The 16,883-nt window shown below is 63.2% G+C and carries 18 protein-coding genes and 1 tRNA gene; all 19 read left to right on the top strand.

Features of this window, described 5'->3' with window-relative positions; all coding sequences use genetic code 11:
* Positions 1 to 622, top strand: a 622-nt coding sequence (locus AC1D1Y_RS21640; protein WP_477684160.1) for an ABC transporter substrate-binding protein, incomplete at its 5' end; no start/stop codon positions are given.
* A gap of 53 nt (positions 623 to 675) precedes the next feature.
* Positions 676 to 1,863: a pyridoxal phosphate-dependent aminotransferase gene (locus tag AC1D1Y_RS21645; protein WP_477684161.1), complete on the top strand. Its 1,188-nt coding sequence runs from the start codon at positions 676 to 678 to the stop codon at positions 1,861 to 1,863.
* A 153-nt stretch (positions 1,864 to 2,016) separates the two neighbouring features.
* On the top strand, positions 2,017 to 2,283 hold the full coding sequence (gene rpsO, locus AC1D1Y_RS21650) for a 30S ribosomal protein S15 (protein WP_436155280.1): 267 nt from the start codon (positions 2,017 to 2,019) through the stop codon (positions 2,281 to 2,283).
* A 220-nt stretch (positions 2,284 to 2,503) separates the two neighbouring features.
* Positions 2,504 to 4,621 carry a polyribonucleotide nucleotidyltransferase gene (gene pnp / locus AC1D1Y_RS21655; RefSeq protein WP_477684162.1) on the top strand — a complete coding sequence of 706 codons (2,118 nt, stop codon included), beginning with the start codon at positions 2,504 to 2,506 and terminating at the stop codon, positions 4,619 to 4,621.
* Positions 4,622 to 4,697: 76 nt separating this feature from the next.
* Entirely contained in the window at positions 4,698 to 5,684 is a 987-nt protein-coding gene (locus AC1D1Y_RS21660; protein ID WP_477684163.1) for an NAD(P)H-quinone oxidoreductase, read from the top strand.
* A 7-nt stretch (positions 5,685 to 5,691) separates the two neighbouring features.
* Positions 5,692 to 6,453, top strand: coding sequence for a triose-phosphate isomerase (gene tpiA / locus AC1D1Y_RS21665; RefSeq protein WP_477654931.1), 762 nt, complete (start codon positions 5,692 to 5,694; stop codon positions 6,451 to 6,453).
* A 33-nt stretch (positions 6,454 to 6,486) separates the two neighbouring features.
* A complete protein-coding gene (secG, locus tag AC1D1Y_RS21670; protein ID WP_477684164.1) occupies positions 6,487 to 6,906 on the top strand; it encodes a preprotein translocase subunit SecG in 420 nt (139 codons plus the stop codon).
* Between the two features lie 115 nt (positions 6,907 to 7,021).
* Positions 7,022 to 7,106: transfer RNA gene (locus tag AC1D1Y_RS21675), tRNA-Leu, on the top strand.
* Between the two features lie 95 nt (positions 7,107 to 7,201).
* Complete coding sequence (locus AC1D1Y_RS21680; RefSeq protein ID WP_007864471.1) at positions 7,202 to 7,561, top strand: NADH-quinone oxidoreductase subunit A; 360 nt, start codon at positions 7,202 to 7,204, stop codon at positions 7,559 to 7,561.
* Between the two features lie 158 nt (positions 7,562 to 7,719).
* On the top strand, positions 7,720 to 8,199 hold the full coding sequence (locus tag AC1D1Y_RS21685) for a NuoB/complex I 20 kDa subunit family protein (RefSeq protein ID WP_007864469.1): 480 nt from the start codon (positions 7,720 to 7,722) through the stop codon (positions 8,197 to 8,199).
* 3 nt (positions 8,200 to 8,202) lie between these two features.
* Entirely contained in the window at positions 8,203 to 8,811 is a 609-nt protein-coding gene (locus AC1D1Y_RS21690; protein WP_477684165.1) for an NADH-quinone oxidoreductase subunit C, read from the top strand.
* Positions 8,812 to 8,835: 24 nt separating this feature from the next.
* Positions 8,836 to 10,089: an NADH-quinone oxidoreductase subunit D gene (locus AC1D1Y_RS21695; RefSeq protein WP_436155274.1), complete on the top strand. Its 1,254-nt coding sequence runs from the start codon at positions 8,836 to 8,838 to the stop codon at positions 10,087 to 10,089.
* 5 nt (positions 10,090 to 10,094) lie between these two features.
* Positions 10,095 to 10,589, top strand: coding sequence for an NADH-quinone oxidoreductase subunit NuoE (gene nuoE, locus AC1D1Y_RS21700; RefSeq protein ID WP_477684166.1), 495 nt, complete (start codon positions 10,095 to 10,097; stop codon positions 10,587 to 10,589).
* Positions 10,586 to 11,989: an NADH-quinone oxidoreductase subunit NuoF gene (gene nuoF / locus AC1D1Y_RS21705; protein WP_477684167.1), complete on the top strand. Its 1,404-nt coding sequence runs from the start codon at positions 10,586 to 10,588 to the stop codon at positions 11,987 to 11,989. The genes nuoE and nuoF overlap by 4 nt, the downstream gene beginning before the upstream one ends.
* 18 nt (positions 11,990 to 12,007) lie before the next feature.
* A complete protein-coding gene (gene nuoG, locus AC1D1Y_RS21710; RefSeq protein ID WP_477684168.1) occupies positions 12,008 to 14,164 on the top strand; it encodes an NADH-quinone oxidoreductase subunit NuoG in 2,157 nt (718 codons plus the stop codon).
* On the top strand, positions 14,161 to 15,234 hold the full coding sequence (gene nuoH, locus AC1D1Y_RS21715; RefSeq protein WP_477671598.1) for an NADH-quinone oxidoreductase subunit NuoH: 1,074 nt from the start codon (positions 14,161 to 14,163) through the stop codon (positions 15,232 to 15,234). Before nuoG ends, nuoH begins: the two co-directional genes overlap by 4 nt.
* 151 nt (positions 15,235 to 15,385) lie before the next feature.
* Positions 15,386 to 15,883, top strand: a complete 498-nt coding sequence (gene nuoI, locus AC1D1Y_RS21720; RefSeq protein ID WP_477684169.1) for an NADH-quinone oxidoreductase subunit NuoI — start codon at positions 15,386 to 15,388, stop codon at positions 15,881 to 15,883.
* Between the two features lie 38 nt (positions 15,884 to 15,921).
* On the top strand, positions 15,922 to 16,575 hold the full coding sequence (locus AC1D1Y_RS21725) for an NADH-quinone oxidoreductase subunit J (protein WP_477654937.1): 654 nt from the start codon (positions 15,922 to 15,924) through the stop codon (positions 16,573 to 16,575).
* Positions 16,572 to 16,880 carry an NADH-quinone oxidoreductase subunit NuoK gene (nuoK, locus tag AC1D1Y_RS21730; RefSeq protein WP_007864437.1) on the top strand — a complete coding sequence of 103 codons (309 nt, stop codon included), beginning with the start codon at positions 16,572 to 16,574 and terminating at the stop codon, positions 16,878 to 16,880. The genes AC1D1Y_RS21725 and nuoK overlap by 4 nt, the downstream gene beginning before the upstream one ends.
* The last annotated feature ends 3 nt before the right edge of the window (positions 16,881 to 16,883 follow it).

Here is a 16,883-nt window from a genome sequence, read left to right on the forward strand (position 1 = left end):
GCACGCGCTGGGCCGCGTCAAGGATTTCATCCCCTATGCCGTGAAAATCAAGGCCAGCGGCGCGCAGGCGGTGCTCACCGGCAACTKKGGCAAYGACCTGACCTTGCTGATCAAGGCCGCCAAGGAAGTGGGCTACGAGGGCAAGTTCTACACCTTCTACGGCAATGCGCTGGGTGTGCCGGGCGCGCTGGGCGACGCCGGCGTGGGCAAGGTGATTGCGGTGGCCGACTGGTTCCCGAACGAGGCGGGCGCGCAGTCCGAAGCCTTTTACCAGTCCTTCCGCCAGCGCTTCCCCAAGCCGCAGGACGACTACGTGCACATGCGCATGCAACTGATGGTCGAGGCCCTGGCCCAAAGCCTGGACAAGGCCAGCAGCGCCGAGGCCGGCGCTTTGGCGGCGCAGCTGGAGCGTGGCACCGTCACTTTCGCGGGCCACCAGGGCGCGATGCGTGCGCTGGACCACCAGTTCCAGCAACCGCTGCTGGTGGCGCTGATGGGCAAACAGGGCTCACCGGGCGTGAAGTTCGACGTGGAAGGCTCGGGCTACGGCTTTCGTGTCATCAAGACGATCTCGCCCGAACGGGCCGAGCAGCCCAGCAGCTGCAAGATGGTCCGGCCCTGAGCTTTTATTCCTTTTCTGATTGACTGACGCCGGCAGGCAGATCGAACATTCCCATGAGACAGGCCGTTTTAAACCTTGAAGAGTCGATGATCCGCCAGGTCGCCAATGCGGGCATGGGGCGCAGCGACGTGCTCAAGTTCTGGTTTGGCGAGAGCGACGAGGTCACGCCGGCCTTTATCCGCGACGCGGCGGCCGCCTCGCTGCAGCAGGGCGAGACTTTTTATGCCCACAACCTGGGCCTGCCCGAGCTGCGCGAGGCGATTGCCGGCTATGCGACGGGCTTGCGCTGCCCAGGCGCCGCGCCTATTACCGCCGAGCGCATCGCGGTGACCTCGGGTGGGGTCAATGCGTTGATGCTGGCCGTTCAGGCGCTGGTCGATGCGGGCGACGAGGTGGTGGCCGTGACACCGGTCTGGCCCAACCTGACGGCCCAGCCGGCCATCATGGGCGCGCGGGTCAAGTGTGTCAGCCTCAGGCCGGTGGCGGGCGAATGGCGGCTGGATCTGGCTGAGCTGCTGGCCGCCATCAGGCCGGCGACCAAGCTGCTGATCGTCAACGCGCCCAACAACCCTACCGGCTGGACCTTGTCGCGCGCCGAGCAGGAGGCCATCCTGGCGCACTGCCGCAAAACCGGGACCTGGATCCTGGCCGACGAGGTGTATGAACGGCTGTATTACGAGCCCACCCCGAATGGCTGCGCGCCGAGTTTCCTGGACATTGCGGCGTCTGAGGACCGCCTGGTGGTGGTTCACAGCTTTTCCAAGAGCTTCCTGATGACCGGCTGGCGCCTGGGCTGGCTGGTGATGCCGGCCACCATGACGCCGCACATGGGCAAGCTGGTGGAGTTCAACACCTCCTGCGCGCCGGTGTTCGTCCAGCGGGCCGGGCAGGTGGCGATTGAGCGCACGGCCGACATCACGCCGCGCGTGGTGGCCCACCTCAAAACCTGCCGCGACACCCTGGTGCCGCTGCTGCAGGCGGTGCCGGGTGTACAGCTGGCGCCGGCCAAGGGCGGTATGTACGCCTTTTTCCGGCTGGAAGACCCCGCCCGCTTCGGCGACTCCCTGGAGACCGCCAAACGCCTGGTCGTGGAGGCCGGGCTGGGCCTGGCGCCCGGCAATGCCTTCATGGTCAATCCTGGGCCCGAAGCTCAGGGCTGGTTGCGCTGGTGTTTCGCCAGCCAGGATGTGGCCAGGCTGGGGCAGGGGGTGGAACGGCTGGAACGCTGGCTTGGACCGTAACCTGGTTCTCCGGCTATAATCCAAGGCTCTGCGCAGTTTGAGGCCATTTTTGGCTTTTTGCTTGCCGGAACACGACGAAAGCGGTTTATTCAAGTCCCATGTCGGGAACGCTGCTTCGCTCGCAAGCGCACCTCGGTGCAAGAAAGAGAAAACATGATTGCAAAATCAATCAAGGCCGAAATCGTTCAGGCCAACGCACGTGCCGCCGGCGACACCGGCAGCCCTGAAGTTCAAGTGGCGCTGCTGACCGGCCGCATCAACGAACTGACTCCCCATTTCAAGGCCAACGCCAAAGACCACCACGGCCGCCGCGGCCTGCTGCGCATGGTGAGCCGCCGCCGCAAGCTGCTGGACTACCTGAAGTCCAAAGACGCCGACCGTTACACCGCGCTGATCGCCAAGCTTGGCCTGCGCAAGTAATCGGTAAAAACGATTTGAAAGCGCCTGAGTTAGTTCACTAGCTCAGGCGCTTTTTACTTCGGAGCAAGGCAAAACGAGCACGCGCTGTGTCATTCCACAAGAAAAGCCCCGGTCAGACCGCTGATCCCAGGCATTTTGTGGAATGGCATCGTGTTCAGCCAGCCGCCGCTCCGGGCCTCCCGCGCTGCCTCAAGCGTGTGAATTTAGTGGAGATAAGAACATGAGCATTTTCAACAAAGTCACCAAATCCTTCCAGTGGGGCCAGCACAAGGTCACGATGGAAACCGGCGAGATCGCCCGCCAGTCCAGCGGCGCCGTCGTCGTTGACATGGACGGCACCGTGGTGCTGGCCACCGTGGTCGCCAAGACCGACGCCAAGCCCGGCCAGGACTTCTTCCCCTTGACCGTCGACTACCTCGAGAAAACCTATGCCGCCGGCCGCATTCCCGGCAGCTTCTTCAAGCGCGAAGGCCGTCCCAGCGAATTCGAAACGCTGACCTCCCGCCTGATCSACCGCCCGATCCGCCCGCTGTTCCCCGAAGGCTTCTTCAACGAAGTGCAGGTCGTGATCCACGTGCTGTCGCTGAACCCTGAAGTCGAAGGCGACATTCCCGCGCTGATCGCTTCGAGCGCCGCCCTGTCGATTTCCGGCATTCCGTTCAACGGCCCTATCGGCGCCGCGCGCGTGGCCTACATCGACGGCCAGTACGTGCTGAACCCCGGCAAGACCCAGCTCAAGGATTCGAAGATGGACCTCGTCGTGGCCGGCACCGAAGCCGCCGTGCTGATGGTCGAGTCCGAAGCCCAGCAACTGTCCGAAGAAATCATGCTCGGCGCCGTGGTGTTCGGCCATGAGCAGGGCAACATCGCCATCAACGCGATCCATGAACTCGTGCGCGACGCCGGCAAGCCGGTCTGGGACTGGAAAGCCCCCGCCAAGAACGAGCCGCTGATCGCCAAGGTCAATGAACTCGCCGGCGCCAAGCTGCAAGCCGCTTACCAGATCCGCGCCAAGCAAGCCCGTACGCAAGCCTGCCGCGTGGTGACCTCCGACGTCATGGCGGCGCTCAAGGCCGACGGCGTGGAATTCGACGGCGTGGCCRTTGAAGGCATGTTGTTCGACATCGAAGCCAAGATCGTGCGCAGCCAGATYCTGGCCGGCGAACCCCGYATCGAYGGCCGCGACACSCGCACCGTGCGCGCGATTGAAATCCGCAACRGCGTGCTGCCCCGYACCCACGGYTCSGCCCTGTTCACRCGCGGCGAAACCCAGGCGCTGGTCGTGACCACGCTGGGCACCGAGCGCGACGCGCAGCGCATCGACGCGCTGTCCGGCGACTACGAAGACCGCTTCATGCTGCACTACAACATGCCTCCGTTCGCCACCGGCGAAACCGGCCGTGTCGGCAGCCCGAAACGCCGCGAAATCGGCCACGGCCGCCTGGCCAAGCGTGCGCTGATCGCCGTGCTGCCTACGAAGGAAGAATTCCCGTACACCATGCGCGTGGTGTCTGAAATCACCGAGTCCAACGGCTCCTCGTCGATGGCTTCGGTCTGCGGCGGCTGCCTGTCGCTGATGGATGCCGGCGTGCCGATGAAAGCCCACGTGGCCGGCATCGCCATGGGCCTGATCAAGGAAGACAACCGCTTCGCCGTGCTGACCGACATCCTGGGCGATGAAGATCACCTGGGTGACATGGACTTCAAGGTTGCCGGTACCACCTTCGGTATCACCGCGCTGCAGATGGACATCAAGATCCAGGGCATCACCAAGGAAATCATGCAGGTCGCGCTGGCCCAGGCCAAGGAAGCCCGCATGCACATCCTGGGCAAGATGCAGGAAGCCATGGGCGAGGCCAAGGCCGAAGTCTCCGACTTCGCACCGCGCCTCTACGTCATGAAGATCAACCCCGAGAAAATCCGCGACGTGATCGGCAAGGGCGGCGCCGTCATCCGCGCGCTGACCGAAGAAACCGGCACGCAGATCAACATCGASGAAGACGGCACCATCACCATCGCCTCGAACGACAGCGCCAAGGCCGACGAAGCCAAGCGCCGCATCGCCGAGATCACCGCTGAAGTCGAAATCGGCAAGGTCTACGAAGGCCCGGTCACCAAGATCCTGGACTTCGGCGCCCTGATCAACCTGCTGCCCGGCAAGGACGGCCTGCTGCACATCAGCCAGATCGCCCACGAGCGCGTCGAGAAGGTCACCGACTACCTGAGCGAAGGCCAGATCGTCAAGGTCAAGGTTCTTGAGACCGACGAAAAAGGCCGCGTCAAGCTGTCGATGAAGGCCTTGCTGGACCGTCCGGCCCAGGACCAGGACCGCGGCTGATCCTTCCTGCGACGGATTTTGCTGCCGCCGGCACCCGTGCATCGGGCGCCGGCGGCGCAAATGAACTGCATACCCCATGAAAGCTGTTGAAATTACCTCCTACGGCGCGCCCGAGGTGTTGCGTCTGGGCGTCCGCCCGGAACCCACCGACGGCGCCGGAGAGGTGGTGATCCGCGTGAGCGCCAGCGGCGTGAACCGCCCCGACGTGCTGCAACGCATGGGGAACTACCCTGTGCCGCCGGGCGCGTCCGACATCCCGGGCCTTGAAGTGGCCGGCGTCATCGTGTCCGGTGACGCCAAGGCCATGGCGGCGGCCGGCTTCAAGCCCGGCGACCGTGTCTGCGCGCTGGTGGCGGGCGGAGGGTATGCCGAACTGTGCGTCGCGCCTGTGGGGCAATGCCTGCCGGTGCCTGAGGGCCTCAGCGACATCGAAGCGGCTTCGCTGCCCGAAACCTTCTTCACGGTCTGGAGCAATGTGTTCGAGCGCGCCCACCTGCAGCCGGGTGAAACCCTGCTGATCCAGGGCGGCTCGAGCGGCATCGGCGTCACCGCCATCCAGATCGCCAAGGCCATGGGCGCCACGGTGCTGGTCACTGCCGGCAGCGACGACAAGTGCGCGGCCTGCATCGCCCTGGGGGCTGACCACGCCATCAACTACAAGGCCAGCGACTTCGCCGAAGAGGTGAAAAAGCTGACCCAAGGACAGGGCGTCAACGTCATTCTCGATATGGTGGCCGGCAGCTACGTGGCGCGTGAAGTCGAGTGCCTGGCCGAAGACGGCCGTCTCGTCATCATCGCGGTGCAAGGCGGCGTCAAGGCCGAGCTCAATGCCGGCCTGGTGCTGCGCAAGCGCCTGACCATCACCGGTTCGACCCTGCGTCCGCGTTCGATCGAGTTCAAGGCGGCGATTGCAAAAGCGCTGAGGGAAAAAGTCTGGCCCCTGCTTGCGGCGGGCCGGATCAAGCCCGTCATTCACAGCACATTTGCGGCGGCCGATGCGGCCAAAGCCCATGCGCTGATGGAGTCGAATTCACATATCGGCAAAATTGTTTTGACCTGGTGAGCCAAAGATGAAAAAACTCATTGCGGGAAACTGGAAGATGAACGGCAGCCTGGCCGCCAACGCGGCCCTGCTGGACGCGCTGTCGCAAGGCTTGGCCGCGGCGCCCGCCGCATGCGAAGTGGCGGTCTGTGTTCCCGCGCCTTATCTGGCACAGGTGCAGGCCATGCACTCCGCGCAGGCCGGCCTTGCGTCCATCGAACTGGGCGCGCAGGATGTCTCGGCGCAAGCCTCGGGTGCTTACACGGGTGAGGTGAGCGCCGCCATGCTCAAGGATTTCGGCTGCCGCTTTGCCATCGTCGGCCATTCTGAGCGCCGCCAGTACCATGGCGAAAGCGATGCGCTGGTGGCCGAAAAAGCCAAAGCCGCGCTGGCTTCGGGCATCACGCCCATCGTCTGCGTGGGTGAGACGCTGGCTGAGCGTGAAGCCGGCCACACTGAAGAGGTCGTCAAGCGCCAACTGGCCGCGGTGATCCACACCAACGGCCATTGCATCAGCGAAATCGTCGTGGCCTATGAACCCGTGTGGGCCATAGGCACCGGCAAGACGGCGTCGCCTGAAGAGGCCCAGGCCGTGCATGCGGTGTTGCGTGCCCAGCTCAAGGCTGCCACGGACCAGTTCGCGCGTGTGAAAATCCTGTACGGCGGCAGCATGAACGCTGCCAATGCGGCAACGCTGCTGGCCCAGCCCGACATCGACGGCGGCCTGATTGGCGGCGCCTCGCTCAAAGCCCCCGATTTTTTGACCATTATTGCTGCAGCCCGCAAGTAACGAGCGCAGAACGCTATTAATTTAGGAGTAGATATGAACGTAGTATTGACCATTGTCCTCGCCGTGCAAATGCTGTCGGCGCTCGGCATGATTGGCCTGATCCTGGTGCAGCACGGCAAGGGCGCCGACATGGGCGCGGCGTTCGGCAGCGGCGGCTCGGGCAGCCTGTTCGGCGCCAGCGGCAGTGCCAACTTCCTGTCGCGCACCACCGGTGTCCTCGCGGCGCTGTTTTTTGCATGCACCTTGCTGCTTGCTTACTTCGGCGGCAGCTCGCTGCCGCGCAGTGGTTCCAGCGTCCTGGAAGGCACTGGGGTGAGTGCACCGGCACCCGCCGGCGTGGCTTCCGGCGCGGCCCAAATTCCCGCGACCACGGCACCTGCGAGCGGTAGCGCAGCGGTTCCAGCGGCACCCGCGCCCACCGCATCGGGCGCCGCGCAAATCCCGACGAAATAACGTGTTTTTGCTGCCGCCTCTCGTCGGGGGAGGCGGTATTTCAGGGTAAACTCTATGACTGCCTGGAAAGCCAAAACCGCAAGGTTTCCTCATGCCATCCAGTCAGTTAAATACCGCGGACSTGGTGAAATTGGTAGACACGCTATCTTGAGGGGGTAGTGCCGAAAGGTGTGCGAGTTCGAGTCTCGCCGTCCGCACCAGAACAAGCATCGGCAGCAGCGCTCCGGCGATGCTGTCGCCTTAAACGGCAAGCTGAACAAACCGCGCAGGTGGCTTTTCAGAAGTTGAATCCACGATGAACCTCGATCAATACCTTCCTGTTCTCCTGTTCATTCTGGTCGGTGTGGGTGTCGGCGTGGTGCCCCAGGTTCTGGGGCGTTTGTTGGGCCCCGTGCGCCCCGACAGCGAAAAAAACTCCCCTTACGAATGCGGCTTCGAGGCTTTCGAAGATGCCCGCATGAAATTCGATGTGCGCTACTACCTGGTCGCCATCCTCTTCATTCTGTTTGACCTCGAAATCGCCTTCCTCTTTCCCTGGGCCGTGGCGCTCAAGGAAATCGGCCCCGTCGGTTTCTGGTCGGTCATGATTTTTCTGGGCATTCTGGTCGTGGGCTTTGTCTACGAGTGGAAAAAGGGTGCGCTGGACTGGGAGTAATTCCATTCCCAAATCAAGCGTGAACGCGAAGGTTCGCCGCAGACAGTGCTACAGCACGGCAAGGCGAGCCGACAAAGTGCACGTTTGATTTGGAAATGGAATAAGAAGCTAAGAATCCCGAGGGTTCTCTAGGCGGATCTCGCCACAAAGGTACGGGTATGTCACTTGAAGGTGTTTTCAACGAAGGCTTCATGACCACGAGTTACGACTCGGTGGTGAATTGGGCCAAGACGGGTTCGCTCTGGCCCATGACATTCGGCCTGGCCTGCTGCGCCGTCGAAATGATGCATGCGGGCGCGGCGCGCTACGACCTCGACCGCTTCGGCATGTTGTTCCGACCCAGCCCGCGCCAGTCCGACCTGATGATCGTGGCCGGCACGCTGTGCAACAAGATGGGCCCGGCCCTGCGCAAGGTCTACGACCAGATGTCCGAGCCGCGCTGGGTGCTGTCCATGGGTTCCTGCGCCAACGGCGGCGGCTACTACCACTACAGCTATTCCGTGGTGCGCGGCTGCGACCGCATCGTGCCGGTGGACGTCTACGTGCCCGGCTGCCCGCCCACGGCCGAAGCGCTGATGTACGGCATCATCCAGCTGCAGCAGAAAATCCGCCGCACCAACACGATTGCGAGGGCATAAGGCATGTCCTCTTCCCCCGTGTCCATGGAGCAACTCGCCGAAACGATTCATGCCGTCCTCGGCGACAAGGTCAAAAGCCTGAAGACTGCGCTCGGTGAAATCACCCTGACGGTCTCCGCCGCCGACTACCTCGCGGCCGCTACCCTGCTGCGCGATGCGCCGGGCTGCCGCTTCGAGCAGCTGATCGACCTCTGCGGCGTCGACTATTCCGAATACCGTGACGGCCAGTACGACGGCCTGCGCTACTGCGTAGTCTCGCACCTGCTGTCGGTCAGCCTCAACCAGCGCGTGCGCCTCAAAGTGTTCTGCCCCGACGACGATTTCCCCGTGGTGGATTCGCTCAACGGCATCTGGAACTCGGCCAACTGGTTCGAGCGCGAGGCCTTCGACCTCTACGGCATCATCTTTGAAGGCCACAACGACCTGCGGCGTATCCTGACCGATTACGGTTTCATCGGCCATCCTTTCCGCAAGGACTTTCCGACCTCGGGCCACGTCGAGATGCGTTACGACCCCGAGCAGAAGCGCGTGATTTACCAGCCGGTCACCATAGAGCCGCGCGAGATCACCCCGCGCGTGATCCGTGAAGACAACTACGGTGGCCTGCAATAAGCAGCGCCGGCAAGAGATACCCACATGGCTGAAATCAAAAACTACACGCTCAACTTTGGACCGCAGCACCCCGCGGCGCACGGCGTGCTGCGCCTGGTGCTCGAGCTTGACGGTGAAGTGATCCAGCGCGCCGATCCGCACATCGGCCTGCTGCACCGCGCCACCGAAAAGCTCGCCGAAAGCAAGACCTACATCCAGTCGCTGCCCTATATGGACAGGCTGGACTACGTCTCCATGATGTCCAACGAGCAGGCCTACTGCCTGGCCATCGAGAAGCTGCTGGGCGTCGACGTGCCGGTGCGCGCGCAATACATCCGTGTGATGTATGCCGAAATCACGCGCCTGCTCAACCACCTGCTGTGGCTGGGCGCGCACGGTTTCGACTGCGGCGCGATGAACATCCTGATTTACTGCTTCCGCGAGCGCGAGGCGTTGTTCGACATGTACGAGGCCGTCTCCGGCGCGCGCATGCACGCGGCCTACTTCCGTCCGGGCGGCGTCTACCGCGACCTGCCCGACAGCATGCCGCAGTACCGCGTCAGCAAGGTCAAGAACGCCAAGGCCATCGCCGCGCTCAACGAGAACCGCCAAGGCTCGCTGCTCGACTTCATCGAGGACTTCACCAACAAGTTCCCCGGTTACGTCGACGAATACGAAACCCTGCTGACCGACAACCGCATCTGGAAGCAGCGCACCGTTGGCGTCGGCGTCGTCTCGCCCGAGCGCGCGCTCAACCTCGGCTTTACCGGCCCCATGCTTCGCGGTTCGGGTTTCGCCTGGGACCTGCGCAAGCAGCAGCCCTACGACGTCTATGACAAGATGGACTTCGACATCCCGGTCGGCAAGACCGGCGACTGCTACGACCGCTACCTGGTCCGTGTCGAAGAAATGCGTCAGTCCAACCGCATCATCAAGCAATGCGTCGACTGGCTGCGCGTGAACCCCGGCCCCGTGATCACCAGCAACCACAAGGTCGCCGCGCCGGACCGCGAATCCATGAAGTCCAACATGGAAGAGCTGATCCACCACTTCAAGCTCTTCACCGAAGGCTTCCATGTGCCCGAAGGCGAAGCCTATGCGGCGGTCGAGCACCCCAAGGGCGAGTTCGGCATCTACATCGTCAGCGACGGCGCCAACAAGCCCTATCGCCTGAAGATTCGTCCGCCGGGTTTCCCGCACCTCGCGGCCATGGACGAAATGTCGCGCGGCCACATGATCGCCGACGCCGTCGCCGTGATCGGCACCATGGATATTGTGTTCGGTGAAATTGACCGGTAGTCCCCATGATTTCTGAACAAACCAGAGCGCGCTTCGACCGCGAAGTCGCCAAATACCCCGCGGACCAGAAACAGTCGGCCGTCATGGCCTGCCTGACCATCCTGCAGGAAGAGCACGGCTACGTCAGCGCCGAGAGCGAGAAGGTCGTGGCCGAATACCTCGGCATGGCGCCGATTGCCGTGCACGAAGTCACCACCTTCTACAACATGTACAACCAGCGYCCSGTKGGCAAGTWCAARCTCAACGTCTGCACCAACCTGCCTTGCCAGTTGCGCGACGGCGCCAAGGCGCTCAAGCACCTGGAGCACAAGCTGGGCATCGCCATGGGCGAGACCAGCGCCGACGGCCTCTTCACGCTGCAGCAGTCCGAATGCCTGGGCGCCTGCGCGGATTCTCCGGTGATGCTCGTCAACGACCTCACCATGTGCAGCTTCATGAGCAACGAGAAGCTGGACCAGCTTATCGAAGGTCTCAAATCCGCCGAGGCAAAGCAACCATGACGCTCGCACCCCTGACCCCCAACAGTGCAACCGCGCAGAGCGTGCTGTCCCAGTTTTCGGCCACCGGCGTGCAGACCTGCTTCCACGGCCGGCACATCAATCCGCAAATCCTGGCCGACCTCGACGGCAGCAACTGGCGCCTCAAGGACTATGAAGCGCGCGGCGGCTACCAGGCCCTGCGCAAGATCCTCAAGCAAGACGGCGGCGAGGGCATGACGCCCGACCAGGTGATTGCCGAAGTCAAGGCCGGCAGCCTGCGCGGCCGCGGCGGGGCGGGTTTCCCGACCGGGCTCAAATGGAGTTTCATGCCGCGCCAGTTCCCGGGCCAGAAATACCTGGTCTGCAACTCGGATGAGGGCGAGCCGGGCACCTGCAAAGACCGCGACATCATGCAGTACAACCCGCACAGCGTGATCGAGGGCATGGCGATCGCCGCCTACGCCATGGGCATCAGCGTGGGCTACAACTACATCCACGGCGAAATCTTCGCGACTTACCAGCGCTTTGAAGAAGCGCTGGAAGAAGCGCGCGCCGCCGGCCTGCTGGGCAACAACATCTTCGGCAGCGGCTTCAGCTTCCAGCTCCATGCCTCGCACGGTTTCGGCGCCTACATCTGCGGCGAAGAAACCGCGCTGCTCGAATCGCTCGAAGGCAAAAAAGGCCAGCCGCGCTTCAAGCCGCCGTTTCCGGCCAGCTTCGGCCTCTACGGCAAGCCCACCACCATCAACAACACCGAAACCTTCGCGGCCGTGCCCTGGATCATCCGCAACGGCGGCCAGGCCTACCTCGAATGCGGCAAGCCCAACAACGGCGGCACCAAGATCTATTCGGTCTCTGGCGACGTCGAGTTGCCCGGCAACTACGAAGTGCCCATGGGCACGCCGTTCTCCAAGCTGCTGGAACTCGCCGGCGGCGTGCGCAAGGGCCGCACGCTCAAGGCCGTGATTCCCGGCGGATCTTCGGCGCCCGTGCTGCCGGCTTCCATCATGATGGACTGCACCATGGACTACGACTCCATCGCCAAGGCCGGCTCCATGCTGGGCTCGGGCGCGGTGATCGTGATGGACGACAGCCGTTGCATGGTCGAGTCGCTCAAGCGCCTGTCCTACTTCTACATGCACGAATCCTGTGGCCAATGCACCCCCTGCCGCGAAGGCACGGGCTGGCTCTGGCGCGTCGTGGACCGTATCCACAACGGCCACGGCAAGCAGACCGACATGGACCTGCTCAACTCGGTGGCCGACAACATCCAGGGCCGCACCATCTGCGCACTCGGCGATGCCGCGGCCATGCCGGTGCGCGCCATGATCAAACATTTCCGCCATGAATTTGAAGCCATGATCAAGACGCCAGCCCACCAGGCTCCCGCATCCCAGGCTTCGGCCGCCGCGCAAGCCTGAGTCCCGGAAAGAAAAAATATGGTTGAAATAGAACTCGACGGTCAGAAGGTGGAAGTGCTTGAGGGCAGCACGGTGATGCATGCGGCTGAAAAAGCCGGCACCTACATTCCGCACTTCTGCTATCACAAGAAACTGAGCATTGCCGCCAACTGCCGCATGTGCCTGGTCGACGTGGAGAAGGCGCCCAAGCCCATGCCGGCCTGCGCCACGCCCGTCACCCAGGGCATGATCGTGCGCACCAAGAACGACAAAGCCATCAAGGCCCAGAAGGGCGTGATGGAGTTCCTGCTGATCAACCACCCGCTGGACTGCCCGATCTGCGACCAGGGCGGCGAGTGCCAGTTGCAGGACCTGGCCGTCGGTTACGGCGGCAGCGAATCGCGCTACGAAGAAGAAAAGCGCGTCGTCTTCCACAAGGACGTCGGCCCGCTGATCTCCATGCAGGAGATGAGCCGCTGCATCCATTGCACGCGCTGCGTGCGCTTCGGCCAGGAAGTGGCCGGCGTGATGGAACTCGGCATGTCGCACCGCGGCGAGCACGCCGAGATCGAAACCTTCGTCGGCATGTCGGTGGACTCCGAGCTGTCCGGCAACATGATCGACATCTGCCCGGTCGGCGCGCTGACCAGCAAGCCTTTCCGCTACAGCGCCCGTACCTGGGAGCTGTCGCGCCGCAAGTCGGTCAGCCCGCACGATTCGACCGGCGCCAACCTGATCGTCCAGGTCAAGAGCAACAAGGTCATGCGCGTGGTGCCCCTGGAGAACGAAGACGTCAACGAATGCTGGATCGCCGATCGCGATCGCTTCTCGTATGAAGCCCTCAACGGCGACGAGCGCCTGACCAGCCCCATGCTCAAGCAGGGCGGCGAATGGAAAGCCGTCGACTGGCAGACCGCGCTCGAATACGTGGCCAACGGCCTCAAGCAGATCAAGGTCGACCACGGTGCCAACAGCATCGGCACCCTGGCCAGCCCGCACAGCACGCTCGAAGAGCTCTACCTGGCCGCCTCATTGATGCGCGGCCTGGGCAGCGAGAACATCGACTACCGCCTGCGCAACGCCGAGTTCGCCGCGCCTTCGGCCATCCGCTGGCTGGGCACCTCCATCGCCTCGCTGTCGCAGCTGCAGCGCGTGCTGGTGGTCGGCTCCAACCTGCGCAAGGACCATCCGCTGTTCGCGCAGCGCATACGCCAGGCCGTTCGCAAGGGCGGGGCGCTGAGCACCATCAACTCCGCCGCCGAACTGGCTAGCGCCGACGCGTGGGCCATGCCCGTCGCCAACACGCTGCTGGCTTCGCCCGAAGCCTGGGCCCAGTCCCTGGCCGACGTGGCCGCCGCGATTGCCGCCGACAAGAGCGTCACCGCGCCCGCAGCCGGCAATGCCACTGATGCCGCCAAGGCCATCGCCAAGTCCCTGCTGGGCGGCGAGCGCAAAGCCATCCTGCTGGGCAATGCCGCAGCGCACCACGCCAAGGCCTCCAGCCTGTTGGCGCTTGCCAACTGGATCGCCGTGCAGACCGGCGCCACCGTGGGTTACCTCACGGAAGCCGCCAACACCGTGGGCGCCCAGCTGGCCGGCGCCTTGCCGGCAGGCAAGGGCCTCAACGCGGGCCAGATGCTGGACGGCCAGCTCAAGGCCGTGATCCTGCTCAACAATGAGCCCGAGTTCGACTCGGCCGCTGGTGCCAGGGCCAAGTCCACGCTCAACGCCGCGCAAATGGTTGTGACGCTGAGCCCCTTCAAGGCCAACATGGCTTTCAGCGACGTGCTGCTGCCGATCGCGCCTTTCACCGAAACCCCCGGCACCTTCGTGAACGCCGAAGGCCGCGTGCAAGGTTTCCATGCCGTCGTCAAGCCGCTGGGCGATACCCGTCCGGCCTGGAAGGTGCTGCGCGTGCTCGCCAACCTGCTGGACTTGCCCGGTTTTGATTTCGAATCCTCGCAGGACGTGCTCAAGCAGGTCGCCGGCGCCGATGCGGTTCAGCTTCCCGCGGACAAGCTCGGCAACGGCACCCAGGCCGCCATCGACCTGTCGGCAGTTCCCGCCCAGGCGCCTGCGGTGGCCAGCATTTACCAGCTCGACGGGCTGGTCAGGCGCGCCACATCGCTGCAGCTGACGGCGGATGCCCGCCAGGCCGCCGGCCTCGAAGCGAAGCTCGAAGGAGTGGCGGCATGATTGATGGAATCTTCGCCTTCGGCCAGGGTCTGATGGGCGGCATCTGGCCGGCCACCGTATGGCCTGTGCTGTGGACGCTCATCAAGATCGTCTGTGTCCTGCTGCCGCTGATGGGCCTCGTGGCCTACCTCACCTTGTGGGAACGCAAGGCCATCGGCTTCACGCAGATTCGCCTCGGCCCCAACCGCGTCGGGCCTTTCGGCCTGCTGCAGCCAATCGCCGATGCGCTCAAGCTGCTGACCAAGGAAATCATCATTCCGACGGCGGCCAGCAAGGGCCTGTTCGTGCTCGGCCCCATCATGACCATCATGCCGGCCCTGGCCGCCTGGGCCGTGATTCCCTTCGGGCCCGAGATCGCGCTGGCCAACATCAATGCCGGCCTGCTGTTCCTGATGGCCATCACCTCGCTGGAGGTCTATGGCGTGATCATCGCGGGCTGGGCTTCCAACTCCAAATACGCCTTCCTCGGCGCCATGCGCGCCTCGGCGCAAATGGTCAGCTATGAAATCGCCATGGGTTTCTGCCTGGTGGTGGTGCTCATGGTGTCCGGCAGCCTGAACATGACCGACATCGTGATGAGCCAGGGCAAGGGCATGCTGGCAAGCAATGGCTGGACTTTCCTGTCCTGGAACTGGCTGCCGCTGCTGCCGATCTTTGTCGTCTACTTCATCTCGGGCCTGGCCGAAACGAATCGCCACCCGTTTGACGTTGTCGAAGGCGAGTCCGAAATCGTGGCCGGCCACATGGTCGAGTACTCGGGCATGGCCTTCGCGATGTTCTTCCTCGCCGAATACGCCAACATGTGGCTGGTTGCCATCCTGGCCGTGCTGCTGTTCCTCGGCGGCTGGCTGCCTCCCGTCGAAGCCTTGAGCTTCATCCCCGGCTGGATCTGGCTCGGCGCCAAGACCTTTGTGGTGGTCACCATGTTCCTGTGGGTGCGCGCCACCTTCCCGCGCTTTCGCTATGACCAGATCATGCGCCTGGGCTGGAAGATTTTCATTCCCGTGACCCTGGTCTGGCTGGTGGTCGTTGGCGCCTGGATGCAGACGCCGTACAACATCTGGAAGTAGATATGGCCCCCACGCTTTTCACTTCGTGTAATGCGCTGCCCCCCGAGGGGGCGCTGCGCCTGCGGCCCGGCAAAGCCGGTTCCGCGGCCCCTGCTGGGGCAGAGCCTCTCGCGAGCACCCCTTATCTGACTCAGTTGTGCAGGAAATCATCATGAGTGCCGTAGCTTCCATCAAAGACTTTGCGTCGAGCTTCATGCTCACCGAGCTGTTCAAGGGCATGGCCCTGACCGGCAAGTACATGTTCAGCCGCAAGATCACGGTCCAGTTTCCCGAAGAGAAAACCCCGCTGAGCCCGCGTTTTCGCGGCCTGCATGCGCTGCGCCGTTATGAAAACGGCGAAGAGCGCTGCATCGCCTGCAAGCTCTGCGAAGCGGTGWGCCCGGCGCTGGCCATCACCATCGAATCCGACGTGCGTGAAGACGGCAGCCGCCGCACCTCGCGCTACGACATCGACCTGACCAAATGCATCTTCTGCGGTTTCTGCGAAGAGAGCTGTCCGGTCGACTCCATCGTCGAGACCCACATCTTTGAATACCACGGCGAAAAACGCGGCGACCTGTATTTCACCAAAGAGATGCTGCTGGCCGTGGGCGACCGGTATGAATCCGAAATCGCCGCCAACCGCGCGGCTGATGCCAAGTACCGCTGAATCCCAAGCCGCTGGCTCAAGAAAGAATCCACAACAACATGGACGCTAAAACAGGTCTTTTTTATGTTTTCGCTGCGGTGCTGCTGTTTGCGGCATTCAAGGTGATTACCGCGCGCAACCCGGTGCATGCGGCGCTTTACCTCGTGCTGGCGTTCTTCCAGGCGTCCGCCGTCTGGATCCTGCTCAAGGCAGAGTTCCTGGCCATCACGCTGGTGCTCGTCTATGTGGGCGCCGTGATGGTGCTCTTCCTGTTCGTCGTGATGATGCTGGACATCAACATCGACAGCATGCGCAAGGGTTTCTGGAAACATTTCCCGCTGGCCGGCTCCGTCGGCGCCATCATCGCGCTGGAAATGTCTTATGTGTTGATGGGCGGCTTCCGTGAGCCACCCAAAGTCGCGACCGCCGCGGGCCAGATAGGCGCGCAGGTCTCCAACACCAAGGAGCTCGGCAAGCTGCTGTACTCCGAATACCTGTACCCGCTGGAAGTCGCCGCGGTGATTCTGCTGGTGGCCATCATTGCCGCTATCGCGCTGACCCTGCGCGCCCGCAAGGACTCCAAGTACCAGAACCCTTCAGAGCAGATCCGGGTCAAGCGCGCCGATCGCGTGAGCCTGGTCAAGATGAAATCCGTGATGCCCGCACCCGTTGTGGTTGCGGCCCCCGCAGCCGCCGAGGAGAAGAAGGCATGACGCTCACCCTGGGACATTTTCTTTCGCTGGGCGCGATGCTGTTCGCGCTGTCGGTCATCGGCATCTTCCTGAACCGCAAAAACCTGATCGTGCTGCTGATGGCCATCGAGCTCATGTTGCTGGCGGTCAACATGAATTTTGTGGCCTTCTCCTACTACCTGAACGACATGGCCGGCCAGGTGTTCGTGTTCTTCATCCTGACCGTCGCCGCGGCCGAATCGGCCATAGGCCTGGCCATCCTGGTGCTGCTGTTCCGCAACAAGTCCAGCATCAACGTAGACGAACTCAACACGCTCCAGGGCTAACAA

This window comes from Polaromonas sp. P1_G1 (assembly GCF_056405595.1).